This is a genomic window from Streptomyces sp. NPDC044061 (assembly GCF_056434305.1).
Window position 1 is genome coordinate 101,443 of record NZ_JBWKFL010000016.1, and the last position, 23,033, is coordinate 124,475.

The 23,033-nt window shown below is 72.1% G+C and carries 19 protein-coding genes and 1 pseudogene; 16 read left to right on the plus strand and 4 right to left on the minus strand.

The annotated features are described in order from the left end of the window. Nucleotides 1-62: 62 nt before the first annotated feature. Nucleotides 63-641, minus strand: coding sequence for a TetR/AcrR family transcriptional regulator (locus AC07CM_RS26150; RefSeq protein ID WP_478878879.1), 579 nt, complete (start codon nucleotides 639-641; stop codon nucleotides 63-65). An 86-nt stretch (nucleotides 642-727) separates the two neighbouring features. Here AC07CM_RS26150 and AC07CM_RS26155 point away from each other — a divergent pair, with 86 nt between their 5' ends. The 6 genes from AC07CM_RS26155 to gatB all read left to right on the plus strand — a co-directional run bounded on the left by AC07CM_RS26155 (nucleotide 728) and on the right by gatB (nucleotide 5,346). Then, a complete protein-coding gene (locus AC07CM_RS26155; protein WP_478878880.1) occupies nucleotides 728-1,099 on the plus strand; it encodes a DUF4267 domain-containing protein in 372 nt (123 codons plus the stop codon). Nucleotides 1,100-1,125: 26 nt separating this feature from the next. After that, the gene (locus AC07CM_RS26160; RefSeq protein ID WP_478878881.1) at nucleotides 1,126-1,620 is read left to right on the plus strand and encodes a cupin domain-containing protein; all 495 of its coding nucleotides are present in this window, start codon (nucleotides 1,126-1,128) and stop codon (nucleotides 1,618-1,620) included. Nucleotides 1,621-1,780: 160 nt separating this feature from the next. Then, nucleotides 1,781-2,077, plus strand: a complete 297-nt coding sequence (gene gatC, locus AC07CM_RS26165) for an Asp-tRNA(Asn)/Glu-tRNA(Gln) amidotransferase subunit GatC (protein WP_351335407.1) — start codon at nucleotides 1,781-1,783, stop codon at nucleotides 2,075-2,077. Beyond that, nucleotides 2,074-3,579 (plus strand): Asp-tRNA(Asn)/Glu-tRNA(Gln) amidotransferase subunit GatA, encoded by a 1,506-nt coding sequence (gene gatA / locus AC07CM_RS26170; RefSeq protein ID WP_478878981.1) that lies wholly within the window; start codon nucleotides 2,074-2,076, stop codon nucleotides 3,577-3,579. The genes gatC and gatA overlap by 4 nt, the downstream gene beginning before the upstream one ends. Beyond that, nucleotides 3,576-3,815 carry a hypothetical protein gene (locus tag AC07CM_RS26175; RefSeq protein ID WP_020942391.1) on the plus strand — a complete coding sequence of 80 codons (240 nt, stop codon included), beginning with the start codon at nucleotides 3,576-3,578 and terminating at the stop codon, nucleotides 3,813-3,815. The genes gatA and AC07CM_RS26175 overlap by 4 nt, the downstream gene beginning before the upstream one ends. A gap of 16 nt (nucleotides 3,816-3,831) precedes the next feature. After that, the gene (gene gatB, locus AC07CM_RS26180; protein ID WP_478878882.1) at nucleotides 3,832-5,346 is read left to right on the plus strand and encodes an Asp-tRNA(Asn)/Glu-tRNA(Gln) amidotransferase subunit GatB; all 1,515 of its coding nucleotides are present in this window, start codon (nucleotides 3,832-3,834) and stop codon (nucleotides 5,344-5,346) included. 52 nt (nucleotides 5,347-5,398) lie between these two features. On the opposite strand, the gene AC07CM_RS26185 is transcribed toward gatB, so the two are convergent. Then, complete coding sequence (locus AC07CM_RS26185) at nucleotides 5,399-6,223, minus strand: methyltransferase domain-containing protein (RefSeq protein ID WP_478878883.1); 825 nt, start codon at nucleotides 6,221-6,223, stop codon at nucleotides 5,399-5,401. 183 nt (nucleotides 6,224-6,406) lie between these two features. Between AC07CM_RS26185 and AC07CM_RS26190 the strand changes: the two genes are divergently transcribed. The 7 genes from AC07CM_RS26190 (at nucleotide 6,407) to AC07CM_RS26220 (ending at nucleotide 14,184) form a co-directional block, all read left to right on the plus strand. After that, a complete protein-coding gene (locus AC07CM_RS26190) occupies nucleotides 6,407-6,769 on the plus strand; it encodes a hypothetical protein (RefSeq protein WP_478878884.1) in 363 nt (120 codons plus the stop codon). 203 nt (nucleotides 6,770-6,972) lie between these two features. Further along, a complete protein-coding gene (locus AC07CM_RS26195) occupies nucleotides 6,973-9,204 on the plus strand; it encodes an MMPL family transporter (RefSeq protein ID WP_478878885.1) in 2,232 nt (743 codons plus the stop codon). Then, nucleotides 9,182-9,757, plus strand: a complete 576-nt coding sequence (locus tag AC07CM_RS26200; RefSeq protein WP_478878886.1) for a GNAT family N-acetyltransferase — start codon at nucleotides 9,182-9,184, stop codon at nucleotides 9,755-9,757. The genes AC07CM_RS26195 and AC07CM_RS26200 overlap by 23 nt, the downstream gene beginning before the upstream one ends. A 35-nt stretch (nucleotides 9,758-9,792) precedes the next feature. After that, nucleotides 9,793-10,359, plus strand: coding sequence for a hypothetical protein (locus AC07CM_RS26205; RefSeq protein ID WP_478878887.1), 567 nt, complete (start codon nucleotides 9,793-9,795; stop codon nucleotides 10,357-10,359). 197 nt (nucleotides 10,360-10,556) lie between these two features. Continuing rightward, entirely contained in the window at nucleotides 10,557-10,748 is a 192-nt protein-coding gene (locus AC07CM_RS26210; protein ID WP_478878888.1) for a hypothetical protein, read from the plus strand. A 158-nt stretch (nucleotides 10,749-10,906) separates the two neighbouring features. Continuing rightward, on the plus strand, nucleotides 10,907-13,951 hold the full coding sequence (locus AC07CM_RS26215; protein WP_478878889.1) for a helix-turn-helix transcriptional regulator: 3,045 nt from the start codon (nucleotides 10,907-10,909) through the stop codon (nucleotides 13,949-13,951). A 38-nt stretch (nucleotides 13,952-13,989) separates the two neighbouring features. Beyond that, the gene (locus AC07CM_RS26220) at nucleotides 13,990-14,184 is read left to right on the plus strand and encodes a DUF6191 domain-containing protein (RefSeq protein WP_478878890.1); all 195 of its coding nucleotides are present in this window, start codon (nucleotides 13,990-13,992) and stop codon (nucleotides 14,182-14,184) included. 10 nt (nucleotides 14,185-14,194) lie between these two features. Here AC07CM_RS26220 and AC07CM_RS26225 read toward each other — a convergent pair whose 3' ends face one another. After that, nucleotides 14,195-15,352 (minus strand): PQQ-dependent sugar dehydrogenase, encoded by a 1,158-nt coding sequence (locus AC07CM_RS26225; RefSeq protein ID WP_478878891.1) that lies wholly within the window; start codon nucleotides 15,350-15,352, stop codon nucleotides 14,195-14,197. A gap of 85 nt (nucleotides 15,353-15,437) precedes the next feature. Next, the gene (locus AC07CM_RS26230) at nucleotides 15,438-16,436 is read right to left on the minus strand and encodes an aldo/keto reductase (protein ID WP_478878892.1); all 999 of its coding nucleotides are present in this window, start codon (nucleotides 16,434-16,436) and stop codon (nucleotides 15,438-15,440) included. Between the two features lie 75 nt (nucleotides 16,437-16,511). Between AC07CM_RS26230 and AC07CM_RS26235 the strand changes: the two genes are divergently transcribed. The 3 genes and pseudogenes from AC07CM_RS26235 (at nucleotide 16,512) to AC07CM_RS26245 (ending at nucleotide 23,018) form a co-directional block, all read left to right on the plus strand. Continuing rightward, complete coding sequence (locus AC07CM_RS26235) at nucleotides 16,512-17,465, plus strand: 2-hydroxyacid dehydrogenase (RefSeq protein WP_478878893.1); 954 nt, start codon at nucleotides 16,512-16,514, stop codon at nucleotides 17,463-17,465. Between the two features lie 386 nt (nucleotides 17,466-17,851). Further along, nucleotides 17,852-20,927 (plus strand): annotated as a pseudogene (locus AC07CM_RS26240) (putative bifunctional diguanylate cyclase/phosphodiesterase). Between the two features lie 243 nt (nucleotides 20,928-21,170). Next, nucleotides 21,171-23,018, plus strand: a complete 1,848-nt coding sequence (locus tag AC07CM_RS26245; RefSeq protein ID WP_478878894.1) for an acetolactate synthase large subunit — start codon at nucleotides 21,171-21,173, stop codon at nucleotides 23,016-23,018. Nucleotides 23,019-23,033: the final 15 nt, after the last annotated feature.

Consider the following 23,033-nt stretch of genomic DNA (forward strand, 5'->3'; position numbering starts at 1 on the left):
TTTTCGTCGGCCGGATCGTGGCCCTTCCCCGCGGGGGCTCGTCGCCGTCGGCGGCCGCGTGGTCAGCCGCCCGTGAAGTGTCCGATCAGCAGGGCCAGCCGGGCCTCGTGGGCGTGCTCCGGGAGCCTGCCGCTTCTCATCAGTGTCGCCAGGCCGTGCAGGCTCGCCCAGAACGTCTCCGTCAGCAGGCCGGGGTCCTCGCCCTCGGCCGCGGTCGGCTCCACCGCGCCCAGCAGCTCGCCGAACGCCTCCCGCAGCGGCGCCGGTGCCTCCTCCGTCGCGAACGGCAGGTCCACCAGGTGGGTGAACATCGCGTCGTACAGGGCGGGTCGGCGCCGGGCGAAGGACGTGTACGTCTCCGCCACCGCCGCCAGCGACTCCCGCACACCCCGTGCCGCCGAGCGCGCCGCCCGCAGCTCCACGGCCAGGTCCGCGCAGCCCTGCACCGCGACCGCGGCCATGATCGCGTCCTTGCCCTTGAAGTGGCTGTAGAGAACCGGCTGGCTGTACTCGATCTCGGCGGCCAGCCGGCGCGTGGTCACCGCGTCCCAGCCCTCCGCCTCGGCCAGCTCCCGTGCGGCCGTGACGATCAGCCGCTCGCGTTCCGCTCGTTCGCGCTCCCGGCGCGTCTGGATCGACATGACCGTCATTCTAGCATCGCTAGCGTTCCTGTCGCCGATCTGCTAGCTTCGCTCCTGTACCTAGCATTGCTAGCGAGGAGAGAAGAATGACCGTCACCGCCTACACCCTGGCCGTCGTGCTCGATCTGTTCTGCGTGTTCCTCGGTTACCGGTTCCTGCTCCAGCCCGGCCCCGCGGCCACCGGCTACGGCTCTCCGGCCGACCCCGGCGGCGACGCCGGCGCCTACCTGTCGGTCAAGGGCGTCAGGGACGGAACCTTCGGCCTGATGGGCCTGGCCCTGCTGGCGTTCGCCGGCGCCCACGCCGAGGCCTGGTTCATGCTGTGCGTGGCGCTCGTGCCGCTCGGCGACACGCTGACAGTCCTGCGGAACGGCGGGACACGAGCGGTCGCTTTCGGGATCCACTTCGCCACCGCGATCGTTGTACTCATCAGTGCCGGACTGCTCTTCGCGGTCTGACGACAACTCACCGGGGGAGACGAACCATGTCGCTTTTCGTACCGAAGTTCGACGAGACCGTGATCGTCCGGGATGCCGAGGCCGAAGTCGTCGGCCGCGCGCCCACCACCGTGCGCCTGCTGGCCGACAGCAGCCGGACCGGAGGCGCGCTGTCCACGCAGCGCGTCACCCTGACGGCGGGTGCCGACGGCGCCAAGCCGCACTGGCACGACAACTCCGCCGAGATGTTCTTCCTGCTCGACGGCGCCGCCGACATCCTCTCCGGTGACGACGTCGTCACCGCCGGCCCCGGTGACCTCGTCGTCGTACCGCCCGGCAAACCGCACGCCTTCGCCGCCGTGCCCGGCGCCGACGCCGACCTGCTCATCGTCCTCACCCCGGGTGTCGAGCGCTTCGAGTACTTCCGCCACCTGCAGCGCATCGCCCTCGGCGAGGCCACCCCGGAAAGCCTTCTGGAGGTGCAGGAGCTGTACGACAACCACTTCCTGAAGAGCGAGGCGTGGGACGCCCGGCGCGGCTGAGGCCCAGGGCCCCGGCAAACCGTTTCACGGTCACCGGGGCCCGCCCCATAGGATTGGGGCTGGTCGTCCCGTTCCCGCCTGTCGCCCGTCGGGCGGACGACGGGCACGGGACGACCAGCCCCAGCCCGAACCACAAACTCTCACCCCAGAGGATCGCTGCATGCCTGGCATCACGCGCGAGGAGGTCGCCCACCTCGCCCGGCTGGCGCGTCTGGAGCTGAAGCCCGAAGAACTCGACCACTTCGCGGGACAGCTGGACGACATCATCGGCGCGGTCGCACGCGTCAGCGAGGTCGCCGACCAAGACGTACCGCCGACCTCGCACCCGCTCCCGCTGACGAACGTCATGCGGCAGGACGAGGTCCGTCCCTCGCTCACCCCCGAGCAGGCGCTCTCCGGCGCCCCCGCCCAGGAGCAGCAGCGTTTCAAGGTGCCGCAGATCCTGGGGGAGGACTGACCATGACGGACAGCAACATCATCAAGCTCACGGCGGCGCAGACCGCCGAGAAGATCGCCTCCGGCGAGCTGACGGCCGTCGAGGTCACCGAGGCCCACCTCGCCCGCATCGAGGCCGTCGACGAGAAGGTGCACGCCTTCCTGCACGTCGACCGCGAGGGCGCCCTCGCCCAGGCGCGCGCCGTGGACGAGAAGCGGGCCCGCGGCGAGAAGCTCGGCCCGCTGGCCGGCGTCCCGCTCGCGCTCAAGGACATCTTCACCACCGAGGGCGTGCCGACGACCGTCGGCTCGAAGATCCTCGAGGGCTGGATCCCGCCCTACGACGCGACGCTCACCAAGCGGCTGAAGGCCGCCGACGTCGTCATCCTCGGCAAGACCAACATGGACGAGTTCGCCATGGGCTCCTCCACGGAGAACAGCGCCTACGGCCCGACCGGCAACCCCTGGGACCTCACCAAGATCCCCGGCGGCTCCGGTGGCGGTTCGTCCGCCGCGCTCGCCTCCTTCCAGGCCCCGCTCGCCATCGGCACCGACACCGGCGGCTCCATCCGCCAGCCGGCCGCCGTCACCGGCACCGTCGGCGTGAAGCCGACGTACGGCGCGGTCTCCCGCTTCGGCATGGTGGCGTTCTCGTCCTCCCTCGACCAGGGCGGCCCCTGCGCCCGTACGGTCCTGGACGCGGCCCTCCTGCACGAGGTCATCGCCGGGCACGACCCGCTCGACTCCACCTCCATCGACGCCCCGGTCCCGCCGGTGGTCGAGGCCGCGCGCAACGGCGGCGTCGAGGGCATGCGGGTCGGCGTGGTCAAGCAGTTCCGCGGCGAGGGCTACCAGGCCGGCGTCATCCAGCGCTTCGACGAGTCGGTCGCCCTGCTGAAGGGGCTGGGCGCCGAGATCGTGGAGCTGGACTGCCCGTCCTTCGACCTCGCGCTGTCGGCGTACTACCTGATCGCGCCGTCCGAGTGCTCCTCCAACCTCGCCCGCTTCGACGGCCTGCGCTACGGCCTGCGGACCGGCGACGACGGCGGCCACTCGGCCGAGGAGGTCACCTCCCTCACCCGTGAGGCGGGCTTCGGCGCCGAGGTCAAGCGCCGCATCATGCTCGGCACGTACGCCCTGAGCTCCGGCTACTACGACGCGTACTACGGCAGCGCCCAGAAGGTCCGCACGCTGATCAAGCAGGACTTCGACAAGGCGTTCGAGCAGGTCGACGTGATCGTCTCCCCGACGACCCCGACCACCGCCTTCGCGATCGGCGAGCGCGCCGACGACCCGATGGCGATGTACCTCGCGGACCTGTGCACCATCCCGACCAACCTGGCGGGCAACGCGGCCATGTCCCTGCCCTGCGGTCTCGCCCCGGAGGACAACCTCCCGGTCGGTCTGCAGATCATCGCCCCGGTGATGAAGGACGACCGGCTGTACAAGGTGGGCGCCGCCGTCGAGGCCGCCTTCGTGGAAAAGTGGGGGCACCCGCTGATCGAGGAGGCTCCGTCTCTGTGAGTGCACTGAACAAGGCCAAGGGCTTCAAGAAGTCGAAGTCCGGCACGTACCTGTCGATGGCCGGGACCGCGTTCGGCGCGTTCGGTGTGGCCAAGCAGATCAAGAAGGCGCGCGCCGAGCACGACACGCTGCGGCTGATCGACGCCACCGTGTCCGCCGTCGCGATCGTCACCGGCCTCGCCATCCTCTACCGCGAGCTGAAGCGGCTGGGCGACGACGACGTCCTGCTGGGCTGAGAGGGAAGTTTTCACCGTGACCACCACGACCGACCTGGTGTCGTACGAGGACGCGCTGGCGTCGTACGACCCCGTCATGGGCCTCGAGGTCCATGTCGAACTCGGCACCAACACCAAGATGTTCTGCGGCTGTTCGACCGCGCTGGGTGCCGACCCGAACACCCAGACCTGCCCCGTCTGCCTCGGCCTGCCGGGCGCGCTCCCGGTCGTCAACGCGACCGGCGTCGAGTCCGCGATCAAGATCGGTCTCGCGCTGAACTGCGAGATCGCCGAGTGGTGCCGCTTCGCCCGGAAGAACTACTTCTATCCGGACATGCCGAAGAACTTCCAGACCTCCCAGTACGACGAGCCGATCGCCTTCAACGGCTTCCTCGACGTGCAGCTGGAGGACGGCGAGACCTTCCGCGTGGAGATCGAGCGCGCCCACATGGAGGAGGACACCGGCAAGTCGACGCACGTCGGCGGCGCCACCGGCCGCATCCACGGCGCGTCCCACTCGCTGCTGGACTACAACCGCGCGGGCATCCCGCTCATCGAGATCGTCACCAAGCCGATCGTCGGCGCCGGCGAGCGCGCCCCCGAGGTGGCGAAGGCGTACGTCCGTGAGCTGCGCGAGGTCATCCGTGCCCTCGGCGTGTCCGAGGCTCGCATGGAGATGGGCCAGATGCGCTGCGACGTCAACCTGTCGCTGATGCCCAGGGGCAGCGAGAAGTTCGGCACGCGGAGCGAGACCAAGAACGTCAACTCGCTGCGTTCCGTCGAGCGGGCGGCCCGCTTCGAGATCCAGCGGCACGCGGCCGTGCTGTCCTCGGGCGGCACGATCATCCAGGAGACCCGCCACTTCCACGAGGAAACCGGGTCCACGACCTCGGGCCGCGTGAAGGAGGAGGCCGAGGACTACCGGTACTTCCCGGAGCCCGACCTCGTCCCCGTGGCGCCCTCGCGCGACTGGGTCGAGCAGATCCGCACCGCCCTGCCCGAGATGCCGCTGGCCCGCCGCACCCGCCTTCTCGCGGAGTGGGGCATTTCGGCCACCGACATGCAGGCGATCCTCAACGCCGGTGCGCTGGACCCGATCGTCGCCACGATCGACGCCGGTGCCGACGCGGCCTCCGCCCGCAAGTGGTGGATGGGCGAACTGGCGCGCAGCGCCAACGAGTCGGGCAAGGCGCTGGACGAACTGGCGATCACTCCGGAGCAGGTCGCCCGGGTCACCGAGCTCGTCGCGAAGGGTGACCTCAACGACAAGCTGGCCCGCCAGGTCATCGAGGGCGTCCTCGCGGGCGAGGGCACCCCGGACGAGGTCGTCGACAAGCGCGGTCTGAAGGTCGTCTCCGACGACTCGGCGCTGGGTACGGCCGTCGACGAGGCCATCGCCGGCAACCCGGGCATCGCGGACAAGATCCGCGGTGGCAAGGTGGCCGCGGCCGGCGCCCTGGTCGGCGCGGTCATGAAGGCGACCCGGGGTCAGGCCGACGCGGCCCGCGTCAAGGAGCTGATCCTGGAGAAGCTGGGCGTGAGCGAGGGCTGAGCCCCGCTCCCGTACGGCCCCGGAGGCATCCCCTCCGGGGCCGTACGGCTGCCTACGGCCTTCTCTCCAGCGCCTGGCCACGCCGTCCCACGACCCGGGCGAACCCGAGCAGCCGGCCCTCGTCGGCCCGGAGCAGGTCCACCGAGTCGCGTGCCAACCCGGCCATGAACTCGCTCGGGCTCTCCTCGGCGCACACCTCGCTCCACAGCAGCCAGTCGCGCCAGCCGTCCTCCAGCCAGTCGGCCGTCTCGACGGTCACCGCCCCCGTGCGCGTCCAGTTCCGCCGCCACCAGGCGGGAGAGTGGAACGCCCAGAACCCCGGGTCCCAGTGGGGCGCGAGGTGCGCCGGCGGCTCGGCCCCCTCGATCTCCTCCCGCACCGACGGCACGACGACCCCGATCCGCCCGCCCGGCCGCAGCAGCCGGATGAGGGTGGGCAGATACAGGTCGGCGGTGCCGAAGTACTGGTAGGCGTCGACGGAGACGATCGCGTCGAAGCCGCCTTCCGCGAACGGCAGGTCGTGCGCCTCGGCGAACACGGGCACCACCCGGTCGGTGACGCCCGCCTCGGCGATGCGGACGGCGTTGTCGCCGGGCTTCACCCACAGGTCGGCGGCGACGACCTGGACGCCGTACTCCCGGGCCAGGAAGACGGAGGTCATGGCGCGTCCGCAGCCGAGGTCGAGCACCCGGGCGCCGGGCGGCATCCGGTCGAGTCCGAGTGCGGGCGCCAGCCACTCCAGCAGCCACAGCGCGTGCGGGCCCATCTGGTTCTCGATGGTCCAGCGGGCGTCGTAGCGGCTGCTGCGGGGGTAGCGCGGGTGGGTGAGGCGGTCAGCCGGTGAGGTGTCCTGGGTCCTTGGGGTGATGTCGGACATCGGTGAACGGGCTCCTTGGTTCCTTCGTACGGAAGAGGGATGTGTGGGAGCTCGGTCGGACCGTCAAAAAACGCACCTGCTTCGGTCGGCGGCGATGTGCCGGGGACGGACGGCGGGAGGCTAGCGCGTGCCGACGCCGCCCGCACCCGAATTCCCGGGCGGCGGGTACTACGCTCGACCGCCATGAGCGGACGTACCGATTCCGGCATCGAGCCCGACATAGCCGAGCCCGACACGGCCGAGCCCGACACGGCCGAGCCGGAGACGGCCGAAGCCGGGGAGGACATCGAGGAGCAGGCCGGGGAGGCCCGGCGGGCCCGGTGGTCCGCCGCCGGCGGCGGGGGACTGCTGAGCCTCGCCGGGCTGGCCGCCGCGCTGCTCCGGCTCACCGGGGCAGCCCCGGCGCTCGTGCCCGCCGCCTACGCCCTCGGCGCCGCCGTGTGCGCTCTCGCGGCGGTTCTCGGCGCCAGGGGCCGCACTCGCCGGGCCCTGTGGCTGCTGATCGCCGGAACGATGGTCATGGCCCTCGGAGACCAGTTCGACTGAAGTGCCCGCCGGGACGACAGAGTTCACGGAACTGTCCTGTGACGTCCCTCCCACTCCCGTGAAAAAGCCCGTGAACGCGGCAAACAACCACTTTCGCCTGCGAGAGTGTCCTGCGTTTGCTCATAGGTTCTTTGCGGGCTGTTCAGTTTATGGACGATGGTTCCCGGCCAAAGATGCACAAATCGTCCTCTGGGAGCACGTCCGTGGCAGCCCTCGCCCGTTGGTGTGTCCGGCACCGCCTGCTCGCCGTCCTGCTGTGGCTCCTCGCCTTCGGCGGGGTCACCGCGGCGGCGTCCGTGGCCGGTTCGGCGTACTCGAACGACTACCAGGTCCCCGGAACCGAGTCGGGAAGCGCGACCCAGCTGCTCAAGGACGGTTTCCCGGGCCTGGGCGGCGACAGCGACACCGTGGTCTGGCACACCACCGACGGCACCGTTCGCGCACACGGCGTCAAACGGACCATGACCCGCGCCCTCGCCCGGATCGCCGACCTGCCGGCGGTGGCCTCGGTGGCCGGACCGTACGGCCGTCAGGGCGCCCACCGGATCAGCGCCGACGGCCATACGGCCTACGCCACCGTCACCTTCGCGAAGCAGTCCGGGCACATCACGAAGGCCGAGGCCGAGGCCGTCGTGAGCACCGCCAAGGACGCCGAGCGGGACGGGCTGCGGGTGGAGCTGGGCGGCAGCGCCATCGGGCTCACCGAGTCCGGGCGCGGGCACACCGCCGAGGTGGTCGGAGTGGTCGTCGCGGCCGTCGTGCTGTTCCTCGCCTTCGGCTCACCGGCCGCCTCCCTGCTGCCGATCGCCACCGCGCTGATCGGCGTGGGCACGGCGTACGCCGGGATCGGGCTGCTCGGGCACGTCCTGACCGTCGCCGACTTCGCGCCGATGCTCGGCATGCTGATCGGCCTCGGCGTCGGCATCGACTACGCCTTGTTCATAGTGACCAGACACCGGCGCGGCCTGAAACGCGGCCTGAGTGTCACCGAGGCCGCCGTGAACGCGGTGTCCACCACCGGACGCGCGGTCGTCTTCGCGGGTGCGACGGTGTGCATCGCCCTGCTGGGCATGCTGATACTGCGTCTGGGCTTCCTCAACGGAGTGGCCGTCGCCGCGTCGTTGACGGTCGTGCTCACCGTCGCCGCCTCCGTCACGCTGCTGCCCGCCCTGCTGTCCTGCATCGGACCGCGCGCGCTCAGCCGGCGCGAGCGGCGCCGCCTCGCCGAGCACGGACCGCAGCCGGAGCTGCCCACCGGTCTCGCCGCCCGCTGGTCCGCGTTCGTCGAACGCCGGCCCAAGCTGCTCGGCTCCCTCGCCGTGGCCGTCGTCGCCCTGCTCGCGCTGCCCACGCTCTCCCTCCACCTCGGCACCTCCGACCAGGGCAACGACCCCCGCTCGTCGACCACCCGGCAGGCCTACGACCTCCTCGCGCAGGGCTTCGGACCCGGGGTGAACGGCCCGCTGACGCTGGTGACCCGCGTGGACGGCGGCGACGACAAGCTCGCCCTGGACAGCCTCGACACCACCCTGCGCGCCACCCGCGGCGTCGCCTCGGTCACCCCGGTGACGTACGACTCCGCCGGTGCCACGGCGTACCTCACGGTCGTCCCCGACTCCGCGCCGCAGTCGCAGCGCACCAGCGACCTCGTCGACCGGCTGCGCACCCGGGTGCTCCCGCGCGCGGAGACCGGCACCTCCCTCGACGTGCACGTCGGCGGAGTGACGGCGAGCTACGACGACTTCGCGGACGTGATCGTCGGCAAACTCCCGCTGTTCGTCGGCGTGGTCATCGGACTCGGCTGTCTCCTGCTGCTGGTCGCCTTCCGCTCGCTCGGCATCCCGCTGAAGGCCGCCGCGATGAACATCGCAGCCGTGGCCGCCGCCTTCGGCATCGTCGTCGCCGTCTTCCAGTGGGGCTGGGGCAGCGAACCGCTCGGCCTCGGCCGGGAGGGCCCCATCGAGCCGTTCCTGCCCGTGATCATGGTATCGGTGCTCTTCGGTCTCTCCATGGACTACCAGGTCTTCCTCGTCAGCCGGATGTACGAGGAGTGGCTGGAGACCGGCGACAACCGGCGGGCCGTGCGCGTCGGCCTCGCCGAGACCAGCCGGGTGATCAACTCCGCCGCGGTCATCATGATCTCGGTCTTCCTCGCCTTCGTCCTCAGCGGCGACCGGGTGATCGCCATGTTCGGCATCGCGCTCGCCGCCGCCGTCGCCCTCGACGCCTTCGTGCTGCGCACGCTGCTCGTGCCCGCCCTGATGCATCTGCTCGGCGCCGCCAACTGGTGGCTGCCCGGCTGGCTGGAGCGCCGGCTGCCGCGCATCAGCATCGAGCCGCCGGAGTGCCGCGCCGCCCATGAGAGGCTCAGCAGGGTCCCGGTGGAGGAACTGCGAGAGGAGCGGCTGCGCGATGTACGCGATATCCCTGGGTGACGAGGGCGCCGAACTGCGGCCACTGGAGGTCTGGCACGCGGAGGAAGTGCTCGCCAACATCGACCGGGGACGCGAGTTCATCGGCCTGCACATCGGCCTGCCGGACGTGGTGACCGACCTGGACGGCGCCCGCGCCTGGATCCGGTCGTACGCGGACAAGCGCGCCGCCGACGCGGGCGGCCTGCACGGCATCTGGCTCGACGGGAAGCTGGTCGGCGGTCTGCTGTTCCGCGTCTGGGACACCCCGAGCGGGGTCTGCGAGGCCGGCTGCTGGCTGGAGCCCGCCGCGGCCGGGCGCGGCCTCGTCACGCGCGGCATGCGGGTGCTGCTGGACTGGGCGTTCGAGGCGCGCGGCATGCACCGGGTGGAGTGGCACGCCTCCTCCGCGAACGAGGGCAGCCTCAACGTGGCGCGGCGCCTCGGCATGGTCCGGGAGGGCGTGCTCCGGGAGAACTACCCGCACCGGGGCGTGCGCACGGACACCGAGATCTGGGCGGTGCTGGCCCCGGACTGGCGCGCGGCACGCGCGCGCGGCGCGCACAACGATCATTAAGAGACCTCTCAGACAGCGTCCGTACGGTGCCAAGCATGGCAACGAAGACAGTCGACGTGACCAAGACCGACGACGAGCGGGCCCCGCAGGAGGAGGCGGCGGCCGAGGCCGGGACCGAAGCCGAGGGCGCGGAACCGGCCGGAGAGAGCGGCGAACCCGAGGCAGCCCAGGAGAGCCCGGAGATGCCGGAGAGCCCGGAGAAGTCCCCCTCCGGGGTCGGCCAGGGGGCGGCTGCCGTCGTCTCCGCCGCGCTGGGCGTGGTCTCGCTCAGCGGCGGCTGGATAGGCACGGTCGCCGCCGCCCGCGAGACCCTCGTCGGGCAACTGCAGACCTCGTCCGGCGCGAGCGTCGCCCAGCAGATCAAGGAGGTCTACGGCGACGCCTGGCACACCACCGCCCTGTGGGCCGGCCTGTTCGCGCTGAGCGCGCTGATCACCGGCGTGGTCGTGCTCGTGCGGCCCGCGTTCGGCGCGCCCGGGCGCCCGCAGGCCGCCTGGATCAGGTCGGTCGCCTGGGCGGGTGTCTCGCTCGGCGTCGTCGGCCTGCTCCTGGCCGTCCTCAAGTACTCGGACGCGCTGCTCGCCCTGCCCTCGACCGGCTGAGAAACCGCAGGTCCGTGGGGGCCTTAGGGAATCCGTGAGTACCTTACGGAGTTCCCTGAGGCCCCTTATGCGTGTCCGGGGCCCGCCGCCCCGCGGAAGATGCGGAACTCTCCCGATGTGGCGCACCCCCCTGGGAGACGAAGGTGGAGGCATCGCGAAAAGCGAAGCACGACACCACCTCTTCCGAAGGACACGTCATGTACGAGCTCGAACTGCACCGGCTGCGTTCCGCCGAACTGCGCCGCGAGGCCGCACAGGAGCGCCTGGCCCGCGAGGTCGCACGCACCGGCCGCGCCGCCCGCCGCGAGGAGGCGGCCCGGCACAGCACCTCGGGTGCCGAGACCCATACCGACCGCCCCCGCCGGCACCGGCTCCCGCGCACCGCGTGAGCGCCGGACCCGTGGAGGGCGGCCGCACGGGGGTCGGCCGCCCTTCCGCCCAGGGTCGTACGACTCTTCCCGAGCGTCGTACGACCCTGCCGGCTGTCGGTACGACCATCGCACCGGACCTGTGGAAAACGGGTGCCCCACCGTCCGGGCCTCGTGCGATGCTCGGGCCCGTGGAGACCAGGTCCGTCAGTCCCGTGTTCGTCGGCCGCACCGGCGAGTTGGACACCCTGAACGACGCGCTCGCCCGTGCCGCCGCGGGCGAGCCCCAGGCGCTGCTGCTCGGCGGTGAGGCAGGGGTCGGCAAGACCCGCCTCGTCGAGGAGTTCGCCACGGCCGCCTGCCGCCGGGCCGCCGTCGTCGCGGTGGGCGGCTGTGTGGAGATCGGCGCCGACGGACTGCCCTTCGCGCCCTTCTCCACCGCGCTGCGCGCCCTGCGCGACGCCCTCCCCGAGGAGTTCGCCACCGCCGGCGCCGGACAGGAGGAGGAACTGGCCCGGCTGCTGCCCGAACTGGGGGAGGCCGGCGCCGGCCGCCACGAGGAGCAGGGCATGGCCCGCCTGTTCGAACTCACCGCCCGGCTGCTGGAGCGGGTCGCCGCCGAGCACACTGTCGTGCTCGTCCTGGAGGACCTGCACTGGGCCGACGCCTCCACCCGGCACCTCCTCGCCTATCTCTTCCGCACCCTGCGCACCGGCCGCCTCCTGGTCCTGGCCACCTACCGCGCCGACGACATCCACCGCCGCCATCCACTGCGCCCCCTGCTCGCCGAACTCGACCGGCTGCGCACCGTCCGCCGCCTCGAACTCGACCGTTTCACCCGCGAGGAGGTAGCCCGCCAGATCGCCGGCATCCTCGCCACCGAACCCGACCCCGCCCAGGTCGACGAGATCTTCGAACGCTCCGACGGCAACGCCTTCTTCGTCGAGGAACTCGCCGTCGCCGCCTGCGAGGGCTGCTGCACCGGCCTCACCGACTCCCTGCGCGACCTGCTCCTGGTCCGCGTCGAGGCGCTGCCCGAGAGCACCCAGCGGGTCGCCCGGATCGTCGCCGAGGGCGGCTCCACCGTGGAGTACCGGCTGATCGCCGCCGTCGCCCGGCTCGCCGAGGACGATCTCATCGAGGCGCTGCGGGCCGCCGTGGGCGCCAACATGCTCACGGTGACCCCGGACGGCGACGGCTACCGCTTCCGGCACGCCCTGGTCCGCGAGGCCGTCGCCGACGACCTGCTGCCCGGCGAACGCTCCCGCCTCAACCGCCGCTACGCCGAGGCGCTCGAGGCGGACCCCGCCCTCGTCCCCGCCGACGAGCGCGTGATGCGCCTGGCCAGCTACTGGTACCACGCGCACGACGCCGCCCGGGCCCTGCCCGCGGTCCTGGACGCCTCCGTGGTGGCCCGCCGCAGGCACGCCTACACCGAGCAACTGCGGCTCCTGGAGCGGGCGATGGAGCTGTGGGACACCGCTCCCGAGGAGGTCCGCGCCGCCCTGCGCCCGGTCGACTGCACCGACGTCTACCCTCCGTGCGGCTGCGACCCCGCGACCACCCCGCTGCGCTACCTCGACCTGATGGCGGAGGCGGCGGTCGCCGGCCGCTTCGGCGGGGAACGCGAAAGCGCCCTGAAGATCGTCAAGCGCGCCCTGCGGCTGCTGGAGGACGAGCCCGACCCGCTGCGCGCCGCGTGGTTCTGGGTGCAGCGCTCCCGCGTCGTCCAGGCTCTGTCCCGCGGCGACGGATGGCGGGAACTGGCCACCGCGCAGGACCTGGTGCGCGGCCTGCCGCCGTCGGAGGTGCACGCCGAGGTGCTGGCGGAGGCCGCCGGCTGGTCCATGCTGCACCGGCCGGGTCCCGAGGCCTTCGCGGCCGCCGAGCGGGCCGTCGAGTACGCCCGCATGGTGCGGGCCCGCGAGATCGAGCTCAACGCCCGCCTCACCCTCGGCGGCCTCATGGTCGACGCCGGCGACATCGAGGCCGGGCTCGCGGAGATGTCCCGGGTCAAGGAGGACGCACTGCGCGAAGGCGTACGGAGCGTGGCGGGCCGTACGTTCGTGAACCTGCCGTCCGCACTGCAGGCGGTCGGCCGCTCCCGGGAGGCCGTGCCCCTGCTGCGCGAGGGAACGGCCTTCACCCGCAGGTTCGGACTGCTGGAAACCGAGGCATGGGTGTGGGGCAACCTCTCCGACTCGCTGTACTCGCTCGGCCAGTGGACCGAGGCCGCCGACGCCGCGGTCAACGCGCTTCGCGTGGGACACAGCGCCAAGCCCCAGGGCTCGGGCGCCCTGCGCCTCGCCCATCTCGCGCTCGCCCGGGGCGACCTCGCCGAAGCGGGCCGTCACCTGGCCACCGCCGGCGCCCGCTACGGTGCCCAGGACCCCATGCCCCAGCAGTCCCTGCGCGTGGCCCGCGTCGCCATCGGGGTCGCCGCCGCGGAGGGCCGCATCCTCGACGCCCGCGCCGAACTGCGCGCGGCCCTGGACGCGGGCTTCCCGCCCGGCACCCAGCGCTACGCCTGGCCCCTGCTGCTGGCCGCCGCCACCGCCGAGGCCGACGCCCGCGCCCTGCCCGCCGCCGCGGCCGGTCGCGCCGAGGTCCTCGACCGCCTGAGCGAGGCCGGCAGAGGACTCACCGCGGGCGCGCCCCTGTGGCAGGCCCACGACCACTGGATCCGCGCCGAACTGAGCCGTGCCGAGGGCCGGGACACCGTCGAGGTCTGGTCCCGGGTGGTCGCCGCGTTCGAGTGCCTGGACCGCCCCTACGACCTCGCACGCGTCCGGCACCGCCTCGCCCAGGCCCTGCTCACCCAGGGCGGCGAGGACGAGCGCGACCGCGCCGTGGAACTGCTGAGGCTGGCCGGAGCGGTCGCCGACCACCTCGGCGCCCGCCCGCTCGCCGACGCGGTCGCCCGGCTCGCCCAGCGCGCCCGCCTCACCCTCACCGGCTCCCCGCGCCACACGCTCGCCCCGGCCGACCCGGCGCAGGCCCTCGGCCTCACCAGCCGGGAACGGGACGTCCTCCGCCTGGTGTCGGCCGGCCGCACCAACCGCCAGATAGCCGAGGAACTCTTCATCTCACCGAAGACGGCGAGCGTCCACGTCTCCAACATCCTGTCCAAGCTGGGCGTCTCGGGCAGGGGCGAGGCGGCGGCGGTGGCGCATCGGCTGGGGCTGTTCCCGGCCGACACGATCGCTGCCCCGACGGCGGGGTGACACGTACGCTGGAGGAAACCGGCAGGGGGGGAGACGCCGTGTTCAACGCGTTCGAGGAACTGTTCGCGCCCAGCCGCAAGCACACCCACGACGAGGAGAAACGGCTGGAACTGACCCGGGAGGACGTCGGAGACAGCGATCCGGCCCGCGGGCCCATAGACCTCGCCTCGGGAAAGGTCGTCGTACGCCGGCCCGAGCGGACGTCCGGCGCAGCGGATCGCGGCGAGGAGTGATCCGCCAGGGCTACTTCACCTCCACCTCCAGCACCCGGTCGTCGCCCTTCTTCGGCGTACCGCGGCCGTCCGTGTTGCTCGTCACCAGCCACACCTTGTCGCCGCCCGCCGCGACCACCGTGCGCAGGCGGCCGTACTCGCCGGTGAGGAAGGCCTGCGGGGGCGCCGAGGCCGCGGTGCCGCGCAGCGGGACGCGCCACAGGCGCTCGCCCTTCAGGGCCGCCATCCAGATCACACCGTCGACATGGGCGATGCCGCTGGGGGAGGCGTCGTCGGTGTGCCACTGGGCCAGCGGGTTGCGGAAGCGGGTGTCGGACGACGTGCCCTCGGCGTCCGGCCAGCCGTAGTTGCCGCCCGGCTTGATCGCGTTCAGCTCGTCCCAGGTGTCCTGGCCGAACTCCGAGGCGAACAGGCGCTGTTTGGCGTCCCAGGCCAGGCCCTGGACGTTCCGGTGGCCGTACGAGTACACGGGGGAGCCCGGGAACGGGTTGCCCGGGGCGGGCTCACCCTCCGGGGTCAGCCGGAGGATCTTGCCGCCCAGCGACTTCCTGTCCTGGGCCAGGCTGCGGTCGCCGCTCTCGCCGGTGCCCGCGTAGAGCATCCGGTCCGGGCCGAAGGCGATCCGGCCGCCGTTGTGGATGAGTCCCTTGGGGATGCCCTTGAACACCGTGTCGGGAGCGCCCAGTTGCTCGCCGGCCGGCTTGTGCTCGTCGTACAGCATCCGGACGATGCGGTTGTCCGAGGCCGAGGTGAAGTAGGCGTAGATCATGTGGTCCGAGGCGTAGTCGGGCGACAGGGCGATGCCCAGCAGGCCGCCCTCGCCGGCCGGGGAGACCCCGGAGACCCTGCCGAGCTCGGTCTTCCGGCCCGTCCTCTCGTCGATCCGGGTGATCGTGCCCTCGTCACGGGAGGAGACCAGCAGGCCGCCGCCGGGAATCGGAGCCAGGCCCCAGGGCGTCTTCAGGCCCTCGGCCACCGTGCGCAGCACCTTCACCGAGCCCTTGGCCGCGGGGGCGGACTCGGTGGCCCGGGCGGAGGAGCCGGCACCCGGTGACGTCGTACCCCCGTGACCGGCGGGCGCGCCATCGCCGCCGGAGGAGCAGCCCGCCGTCAGCAGGAGCGCGGTCGCGGCCAGCACGGCCGTCACAACTCGACGTGGCACGATCATGGTCCCTTCGAGGCGGCGTCAAGGGGCGACTTCCTCCTCTCTACACCGAACACCGCGCCCGGGTTCCCGGTCCACGGAAAGTCGCTCAGTCCCAGGAGCCCTGGGCCGCCGGCAGCCGGGACACCTCCGCCAGGTCCTCTGCGGTCAGCCGCAGCGCGGCCGCCGCCGCGTTCTCCTCGGCCCAGCGCTCCTGCTTGGTGCCGGGCAGCGCGATCACATGACGGCCCTGGGCGAGCACCCAGGCGAGGGCCACCTGGGCCGCGGTGACGTTCTCGCCGTGCCGGCGGGCGATCCGGCGCAGCCCCGCGACGATCGGCTGGTTGGCCGCCATCATCTCGGCCGTGAAGCGGGGGTGGCGGGCGCGGACGTCGTCCGGCTCGAACCCCTCGCCCGGGGTGAGCGTCCCGGTCAGGAAGCCGTTGCCCAGGGGCATCGCCGCCAGGAGGCCCACGCCGCGCGCCTCGCACCAGGGCAGCAGCGCGTTCAGCGCCTCCGGCGACCACACGGACAGCTCCGCCTGCACCGCGGTCACCGGGAACACCTGCTGGACCCGCTGCAACTGGCGCAGCGTGGTGTCGTGCAGCCGGGAACCGGAGCGGCGGCCACCGCGTGCGCCCACCGCGCACAGGCCGAGCGCCCGCACCTTCCCGGCCCGCACCAGCTCGGCCATCGCGCCCCAGGTCTCCTCCACCGGGACCTCGGGGTCCGCGCGGTGCAGCTGGTACAGGTCGATCACGTCCGTCTGCAGGCGCCGCAGCGAGGCGTCACAGGCCCGTCTCACATACCCCGGGCGGCCGTTGGCCACGATGTGCTGCTCGCCCACGAGCAGCCCCGCCTTGGTCGACACGAAGGCGTCCGAGCGCCGCTCCTTCAGTACCCGCCCCAGCAGCAGCTCGTTGGTGAACGGGCCGTACATGTCCGCCGTGTCCAGCAGGGTCGTGCCCAGGTCGAGCGCCCGGTGCACGGCTCTGAGCGACGCGTCACCCCGCTGCCGCGAGCCGCTGTACGCCCAGCTCATCGGCATGCACCCGAGTCCGACGGCCCCCACCGCGAGCGCCCCCGCGCCGATCGTCCTGCGCTCCACCTGCTCGTGAACCTCCCTCGTCCGGCCCCCCAACCTAACCTCTGCACACCCGTACGCCTGACATAGCCTCCTGTCATGAGTGCTGAGGTATGGCTTCCCATCGCGCCGGAGGAGATCGAGGGGCTGCCGGAGGGGCCCCGGTATCTGTTCTGGGACGGCGGCGAGGACGGCGAACAGGAGTTTCCCGGCGACCCGGCGGACTGCGTCGTGTACGTGGTGCCGTACATGAAGCGATGGCCGGTCAAGGTGCGCCCGCTGGAGCACCTGACCCATGTCCAGGTCATCCAGACGCTCACGGCGGGTGTCGACGACATCACCGCCCGGATGTCGTCCATCGTGCCGGGCGTGCGGCTGTGCAACGCGCGCGGTGTGCACGAGGCGAGCACGGCCGAACTCGCCCTCACCCTGACCCTCGCCTCCCTGCGCGGCATCCCCGAGTTCGTCCGGGCGCAGGGGGAGGGGCACTGGGAGAGCGGGTTCCATCCCTCCCTGGCCGACAAGAACGTCCTCATCGTCGGCTACGGCTCCATCGGCGCCGCCATCGAGGACCGGCTCGTGCCCTTTGAGGTGGCGCGGGTGGCGCGCGTCGCGCGCTCCCGGCGCACCACGGCGCGCGGTCCCGTGCATCCGCTCACCGAATTGCCCTCAGTGCTTCCGGAAGCCGATGTCGTGATCCTCTCCACGCCCTTGACGGAGGAGACGCGAGGGCTGGTCGACACCGAATTCCTCGGCCGGATGAAGGACGGGGCGCTGCTCGTCAACGTCGCCCGGGGGCCGGTCGTCGACACGAAGGCGCTGCTCGCGGAGCTGGAGACCGGGCGCATCACGGCGGCCCTGGACGTGACGGATCCCGAGCCGCTGCCGCCCGGACACCCCTTGTGGCAGGCGCCCGGCGTACTCATCAGCCCGCATGTGGGCGGGCCCAGCTCGGCCTTCCTGCCGCGTGCCAAACGGCTGCTCGTGGACCAGTTGCACCGCTTCGTGAACCAGGAGCCCCTGCGGAACGTGATCCTCACCACGGGGGAGTAGTCGGGCTCCGGCACCCTCCGCAACTCTCCGGACGCGGGGCGTGTCCGCCTTGACGGTGATCGTCACGGAGCGTAGAGAAGCTATGTCCCTGAGTGACGATCCTGGTGTATCGTCCCGACAGGGGCTGCGCCGCTGACCGTTCGGCGCCGGGGATGGACATTTCAGATTTTGTGAGGGGGGCGACGGGCGATGCACGGCCTATGGACGAGCGATCCGACGCGGCGGAGCCGCCGGCGGCGACCCTGGCGCACTGCCACGCGCAGACGCGGCCACCACACAAGCCAACACAGCCATCACAGCCACCACCGCAGGCCGGGCAGCCGCCGGAGGCACCCGGCGCACCGGGACCCACGCGACCCGGGGGCGGCACGGAACGGGAGGCCCCGGTGAACGCGCCGCCCTCCGTGACGACCGCCCTCGACGCGGCGCTGCGCGCACCGCACCCGCCGGGGGCCCCGCTGCCGCCCCGTCCGCCGGCCGTCGGCGACGGAGCGCGTCTGGTTCCCCAGCTCGTCCTCGCCCTGGTCTGCGGTGCGTACGCCATCGGGTCCACGTTCGACTGGGGCTCGCAGGTCATCGCGCTGATCATGGGCGACTTCGGGCTGAGCGCGGCGGCGGGCACCGCCGCCGTGTCCTGTTTCCTCTACGCCCGTGACCCACGGGTGCGCTTCCGGTCGGCCTGGCTGCTGTTCGCGCTCTCCTCGGCGATGGCGTCCCTGGGCAACGCGGTCTGGGGGTGGTACGAGGTCGTGCTGGACCGGCAGGTGCCGAGCCCGAGCTACGCCGACCTGTTCTTCCTGTGCTTCGCGCCCCCGGCCATCGTGGGCCTGCTGGTCCTCGCCAAACGGCCGGTGACACGGGCGGGCTGGATCTGCCTGGCGCTGGACGCCTGGCTGATCGGCGGCTCGCTGGTCACCCTTTCCTGGAGCCTGGCGCTCGCCCAGGCGGCCCGGTTCGACGGACCGAGCGTCGCGCACACCGCGCTGTCCCTGGCGTACCCGCTGCTCGACATCGCGCTCGTCAGCATGGTGCTCGCGCTGCACTTCCGCCGCTCCCCGGGCAACCGCACGGCGGTCAACACGGCGATCGGCGCGCTCGCCCTGACCGTGATGTGCGACGCGCTGTTCACCTCGCCGCTGCTGCACAGCAGCTACCACTCCGGGCAACTGCTGGACGCGGGCTGGTTCGCCGGTTCGCTGCTGCTCGCCTACGCCCCCTGGGCCGCACCCCGGCGCCCCGCCGGGCAGGACGGCGAGCGGCGGGTACCGGACGGGCACACGCGCGTGGTCCACGAGCACGTGCCCGGACAGCGAGGCACGGGCCACCCGTACGCGCCCGCCCCCGCACCGGGCGGTGACCACGCCCGGTACCCGGCCGGACGGCCGCTCACCGGTTCCCTCGCCGCGCTCACCCCGTACCTCGCCGCCGCCGTGTGCACCCTGGGCATCCTCTACAACGTCCTCAACGGCCGCAGGCCCGATCACGTGGTGCTGATCACCGCGGGGGCCGTCGTGCTGGCGCTCGTCATGCGCCAGGGCATCATGCTCCTGGACAACATCACCCTCACCCAGGAACTGGCCCAGAAGGAGAACCACTTCCGCTCCCTGGTGCAGGGCTCCAGCGACGTCATCATGATCGCCGCGCCCAACGGCATCCTGCGGTACGTCTCCCCGGCCGCAGCCGGGGTCTACGGACGGCCCGCCGAGGAACTGGTGGGCACCGAGCTGGCCGCTCTCATCCACCCGGAGGACCTGGGCTGCGTGGTGCACGAGGTGCGCCGCTTCCTCGCCGCCAGCCCGCTCGCGGAACCCACCACCCGCATCGAGTGCCGCTTCCGCTCGGGCGAGGGCGGCTGGCTCAACGTGGAGTCCACCGTCAACCGCCACCACGGCGGCCTGATCTTCAACAGCCGGGACGTGACCGAGAGGGTGCGACTGCAGGCCCAGCTGCAGCACAACGCCGAGCACGACCCGCTCACCGACCTGCCCAACCGCGCGCTGTTCACCCAGCGCGTCCAGCAGGCCCTGTCCGGCCGCCGTGCCACCGACCGGGGCGCCGCCCTGCGCGGCACGGCCGTGCTCTTCATCGACCTGGACGGCTTCAAGGCCGTCAACGACACGATCGGGCACCAGGCCGGGGACCAGCTGCTCGTCCAGGCCGCCCGCAGACTCCAGGAGGCGGTCCGGCACGGGGACACCGCGTCCCGGCTGGGCGGCGACGAGTTCGCGGCCCTGATCGTCGGGGACGGCACCCGCGACCGTGCCGCCCGGGAGCGGAACATCCTGGAGCTCGCCGACCGCCTCAGGGTGACCCTCTCCCATCCGTACGCCATCGACGGCAACGATGTCCGGGTCAACGCCTCCATCGGCGTCGCCTTCGCGGAACCGGGCCTCGGCGCGGGCGAGTTGCTGCGCAACGCCGACCTCGCGATGTACCGCGCGAAATCGGCCGGGAAGGGCCGCGTCGAGCTGTACAAGCCGCAGATGCAGCAGGACGTCGTACGCAAGGCGGAGCTGGCCACCCGGCTGCGTGCCGCGCTGCACGACGGCGAGTTCGCGCTGCTGCACCAGCCGGTGGTCTGCCTGGAGAACGGCCGGATCACGACGGTCTCGGCACAGGCCCGCTGGCGCTCCTCCCAGGGGGTGCTGTTCACCCCGGCCGAGTTCCTGCGGGTGGCCGAGGACGGCGACAAGACCGCGGAGCTGGACCGCTGGATCCTGCGGGAGGCCGTGGAGCAGGCCGCCGAGCGGGCCGCCACCGGGAACGTGGTGCCGGTGTGCGTCCGGATGAGCGCCCGGCGGCTGCTGGACCGCTCGACGCCGCTCGGCTCCGTGGAGGCGCTGCTGACCCGGCACGGGCTGCCGCCCGGCGCCCTGGTCGTCGAGCTGGCCGACGCCGACTCGAGGGCCTCGCTGGACGAGCTGGAGCGGCGTCTGACCGCGCTCAGCCGGCTCGGGGTGCGGATCGCGCTCGACGGCTTCGGCAGCGGCTACGCGGCGATCACGGCCCTGAGAAGGCTGCCGGTGGACGTCCTCAAGCTCGACCGCGGCCTGGTCGAGGGCGTGGTGGAGTCCGCGCGGCTGCACAAGATCACCAGCGGGCTGCTGCGGATCGCCGGCGACCTCGGCCTCCAGTCCGTGGCCGAGGGCGTGGACCTGCCGGAGCAGGTCGTCGCGCTGCGCGCGATGGGCTGCACCCATGGGCAGGGGATGGCGTTCGCGGGACCGCTGGACGAGTACCGGCTGCGCCGGGCGCTCGCATCCGGCCATTATCCGGTGCCGCACGCACCGGCGGAGCCGGCGTTCGCGGGCGGCGCGCGAGAGCCGAAGGCGACCGTGGCCCCCGGGAGGTGAACGAGCTGTGGAACGAGGCGCGGGGGTGTACACCAAAGGGGTGTCCGCCGTCGTCGGAGGTGGCAGTGCCCTTCGTTCACATACTGAGACTCCCGTCCCACCCACTTGACACGTGGTGCGTGCCGGGGGGAGGGTCAGTGCCATGCGCACCCGAATTCTCGTACTTGGACAGCGCGTCGGCTGAGCTGGGACCCACCGGAGGACGATCCGGAATCCCCAGCGACCTCACCGACGCGCTCCCCTCGCTTGCCTTTCGGCACGAGGGGTTTTTTGTTGCACGAGCGCCTTTCGTGCAGCTCTTGAACTCCGCCCAAACCTCGCAAAAACCCTCAGCATCGAGAAGAGAATGCCGATGACCGAGCAGGCCACCGGGGCCCATCCGCAGCCCCGGCCCCGATCCGGAGGACAGCAGTCCGCCCCCGTCGAGCACGTCACGGGTGCGCAGTCCCTCATCCGCTCCCTCGAGGAGGTCGGCGCTGAGACGGTATTCGGCATTCCCGGCGGCGCCATCCTTCCGGCGTACGACCCGCTGATGGACTCCACCCGGGTCCGCCACGTGCTGGTCCGCCACGAGCAGGGCGCCGGCCACGCGGCCACCGGCTACGCGCAGGCCACCGGCAAGGTCGGCGTCTGCATGGCCACCTCGGGCCCGGGCGCCACCAACCTGGTCACGCCCATCGCCGACGCGCACATGGACTCGGTGCCGCTCGTGGCGATCACCGGCCAGGTCGCTTCCAAGGCGATCGGTACGGACGCCTTCCAGGAGGCGGACATCGTCGGCATCACGATGCCCGTCACCAAGCACAACTTCCTGGTCACCAAGGCCGAGGACATCCCCCGGGTGATCGCGCAGGCGTTCCACATCGCCTCCACCGGCCGCCCCGGCCCGGTCCTGGTCGACATCGCCAAGGACGCCCTCCAGGCGAAGACCACCTTCTCCTGGCCGCCCACCATGGACCTGCCCGGCTACCGCCCGGTGACCAAGCCGCACGCCAAGCAGATCCGCGAGGCCGCCAAGCTGATCACGGCCGCCAAGCGGCCCGTCCTCTACGTCGGCGGCGGCGTCATCAAGGCGCAGGCCACCGCCGAACTGAAGGTCCTCGCCGAACTCACCGGAGCGCCCGTCACCACCACCCTGATGGCGCTCGGCGCATTTCCCGACAGCCACCCGCTGCACGTGGGAATGCCGGGCATGCACGGTGCGGTCACCGCCGTCACCGCGCTGCAGAAGGCCGACCTGATCGTCGCCCTCGGAGCCCGCTTCGACGACCGCGTCACCGGCAAGCTGGACAGCTTCGCCCCGTACGCCAAGATCGTCCACGCCGACATCGACCCGGCCGAGATCGGCAAGAACCGCGCCGCCGACGTGCCGATCGTCGGGGACGCCCGCGAGGTCATCGCCGACCTGGTCCAGGCCGTGCAGAAGGAGCACAGCGAGGGCCACAAGGGCGACTACACGGCCTGGTGGAGCGACCTCAACCGCTGGCGTGAGACCTACCCGCTCGGCTACGACCAGCCCGAGGACGGCTCGCTCTCCCCGCAGCAGGTCATCGAGCGCATCGGCCGGCTCGCCCCGGAGGGCACGATCTTCGCGGCGGGCGTCGGCCAGCACCAGATGTGGTCCGCGCACTTCATTCAGTACGAGCAGCCGGCCACCTGGCTGAACTCCGGCGGCGCCGGAACGATGGGCTACGCGGTCCCGGCCGCCATGGGCGCCAAGGCCGGGCGGCCGGAGCGCACCGTCTGGGCGATCGACGGCGACGGCTGCTTCCAGATGACCAATCAGGAACTGACCACCTGCGCCCTGAACAACATCCCGATCAAGGTCGCCATCATCAACAACGGCGCCCTCGGGATGGTCCGCCAGTGGCAGACCCTCTTCTACAACCAGCGCTACTCCAACACCGTGCTGCACAGCGGCCCGGACGACATCAACCCGCAGGCCAAGGGCACGCGCGTGCCGGACTTCGTGAAGCTGTCGGAGGCGATGGGCTGCGTGGGCCTGCGCTGCGAGCGCCCGGAGGACCTGGACAAGGTCATCGAAGAGGCGAACTCCATCAACGACCGCCCGGTCGTCATCGACTTCATCGTCCACGAGGACGCGATGGTGTGGCCGATGGTCGCCGCCGGCACCTCCAACGACGAGATCATGGCCGCCCGGGACGTCCGCCCCGACTTCGGCGACAACGAAGACGACTGAGCGAGAGAGACGAAC

Excerpts from the sequence above, each read along its gene's own strand:
- AC07CM_RS26150 (WP_478878879.1), bottom strand. The coding sequence starts at position 641 with ATGTCGATCCAGACGCGCCGGGAGCGCGAACGAGCGGAACGCGAGCGG.
- AC07CM_RS26155 (WP_478878880.1), top strand. The coding sequence starts at position 728 with ATGACCGTCACCGCCTACACCCTGGCCGTCGTGCTCGATCTGTTCTGC.
- AC07CM_RS26160 (WP_478878881.1), top strand. The coding sequence starts at position 1,126 with ATGTCGCTTTTCGTACCGAAGTTCGACGAGACCGTGATCGTCCGGGAT.
- gatC (WP_351335407.1), top strand. The coding sequence starts at position 1,781 with ATGCCTGGCATCACGCGCGAGGAGGTCGCCCACCTCGCCCGGCTGGCG.
- AC07CM_RS26185 (WP_478878883.1), bottom strand. The coding sequence starts at position 6,223 with ATGTCCGACATCACCCCAAGGACCCAGGACACCTCACCGGCTGACCGC.
- AC07CM_RS26190 (WP_478878884.1), top strand. The coding sequence starts at position 6,407 with ATGAGCGGACGTACCGATTCCGGCATCGAGCCCGACATAGCCGAGCCC.
- AC07CM_RS26200 (WP_478878886.1), top strand. The coding sequence starts at position 9,182 with ATGTACGCGATATCCCTGGGTGACGAGGGCGCCGAACTGCGGCCACTG.
- AC07CM_RS26205 (WP_478878887.1), top strand. The coding sequence starts at position 9,793 with ATGGCAACGAAGACAGTCGACGTGACCAAGACCGACGACGAGCGGGCC.
- AC07CM_RS26210 (WP_478878888.1), top strand. The coding sequence starts at position 10,557 with ATGTACGAGCTCGAACTGCACCGGCTGCGTTCCGCCGAACTGCGCCGC.
- AC07CM_RS26215 (WP_478878889.1), top strand. The coding sequence starts at position 10,907 with ATGCTCGGGCCCGTGGAGACCAGGTCCGTCAGTCCCGTGTTCGTCGGC.
- AC07CM_RS26225 (WP_478878891.1), bottom strand. The coding sequence starts at position 15,352 with ATGATCGTGCCACGTCGAGTTGTGACGGCCGTGCTGGCCGCGACCGCG.
- AC07CM_RS26235 (WP_478878893.1), top strand. The coding sequence starts at position 16,512 with ATGAGTGCTGAGGTATGGCTTCCCATCGCGCCGGAGGAGATCGAGGGG.
- AC07CM_RS26245 (WP_478878894.1), top strand. The coding sequence starts at position 21,171 with ATGACCGAGCAGGCCACCGGGGCCCATCCGCAGCCCCGGCCCCGATCC.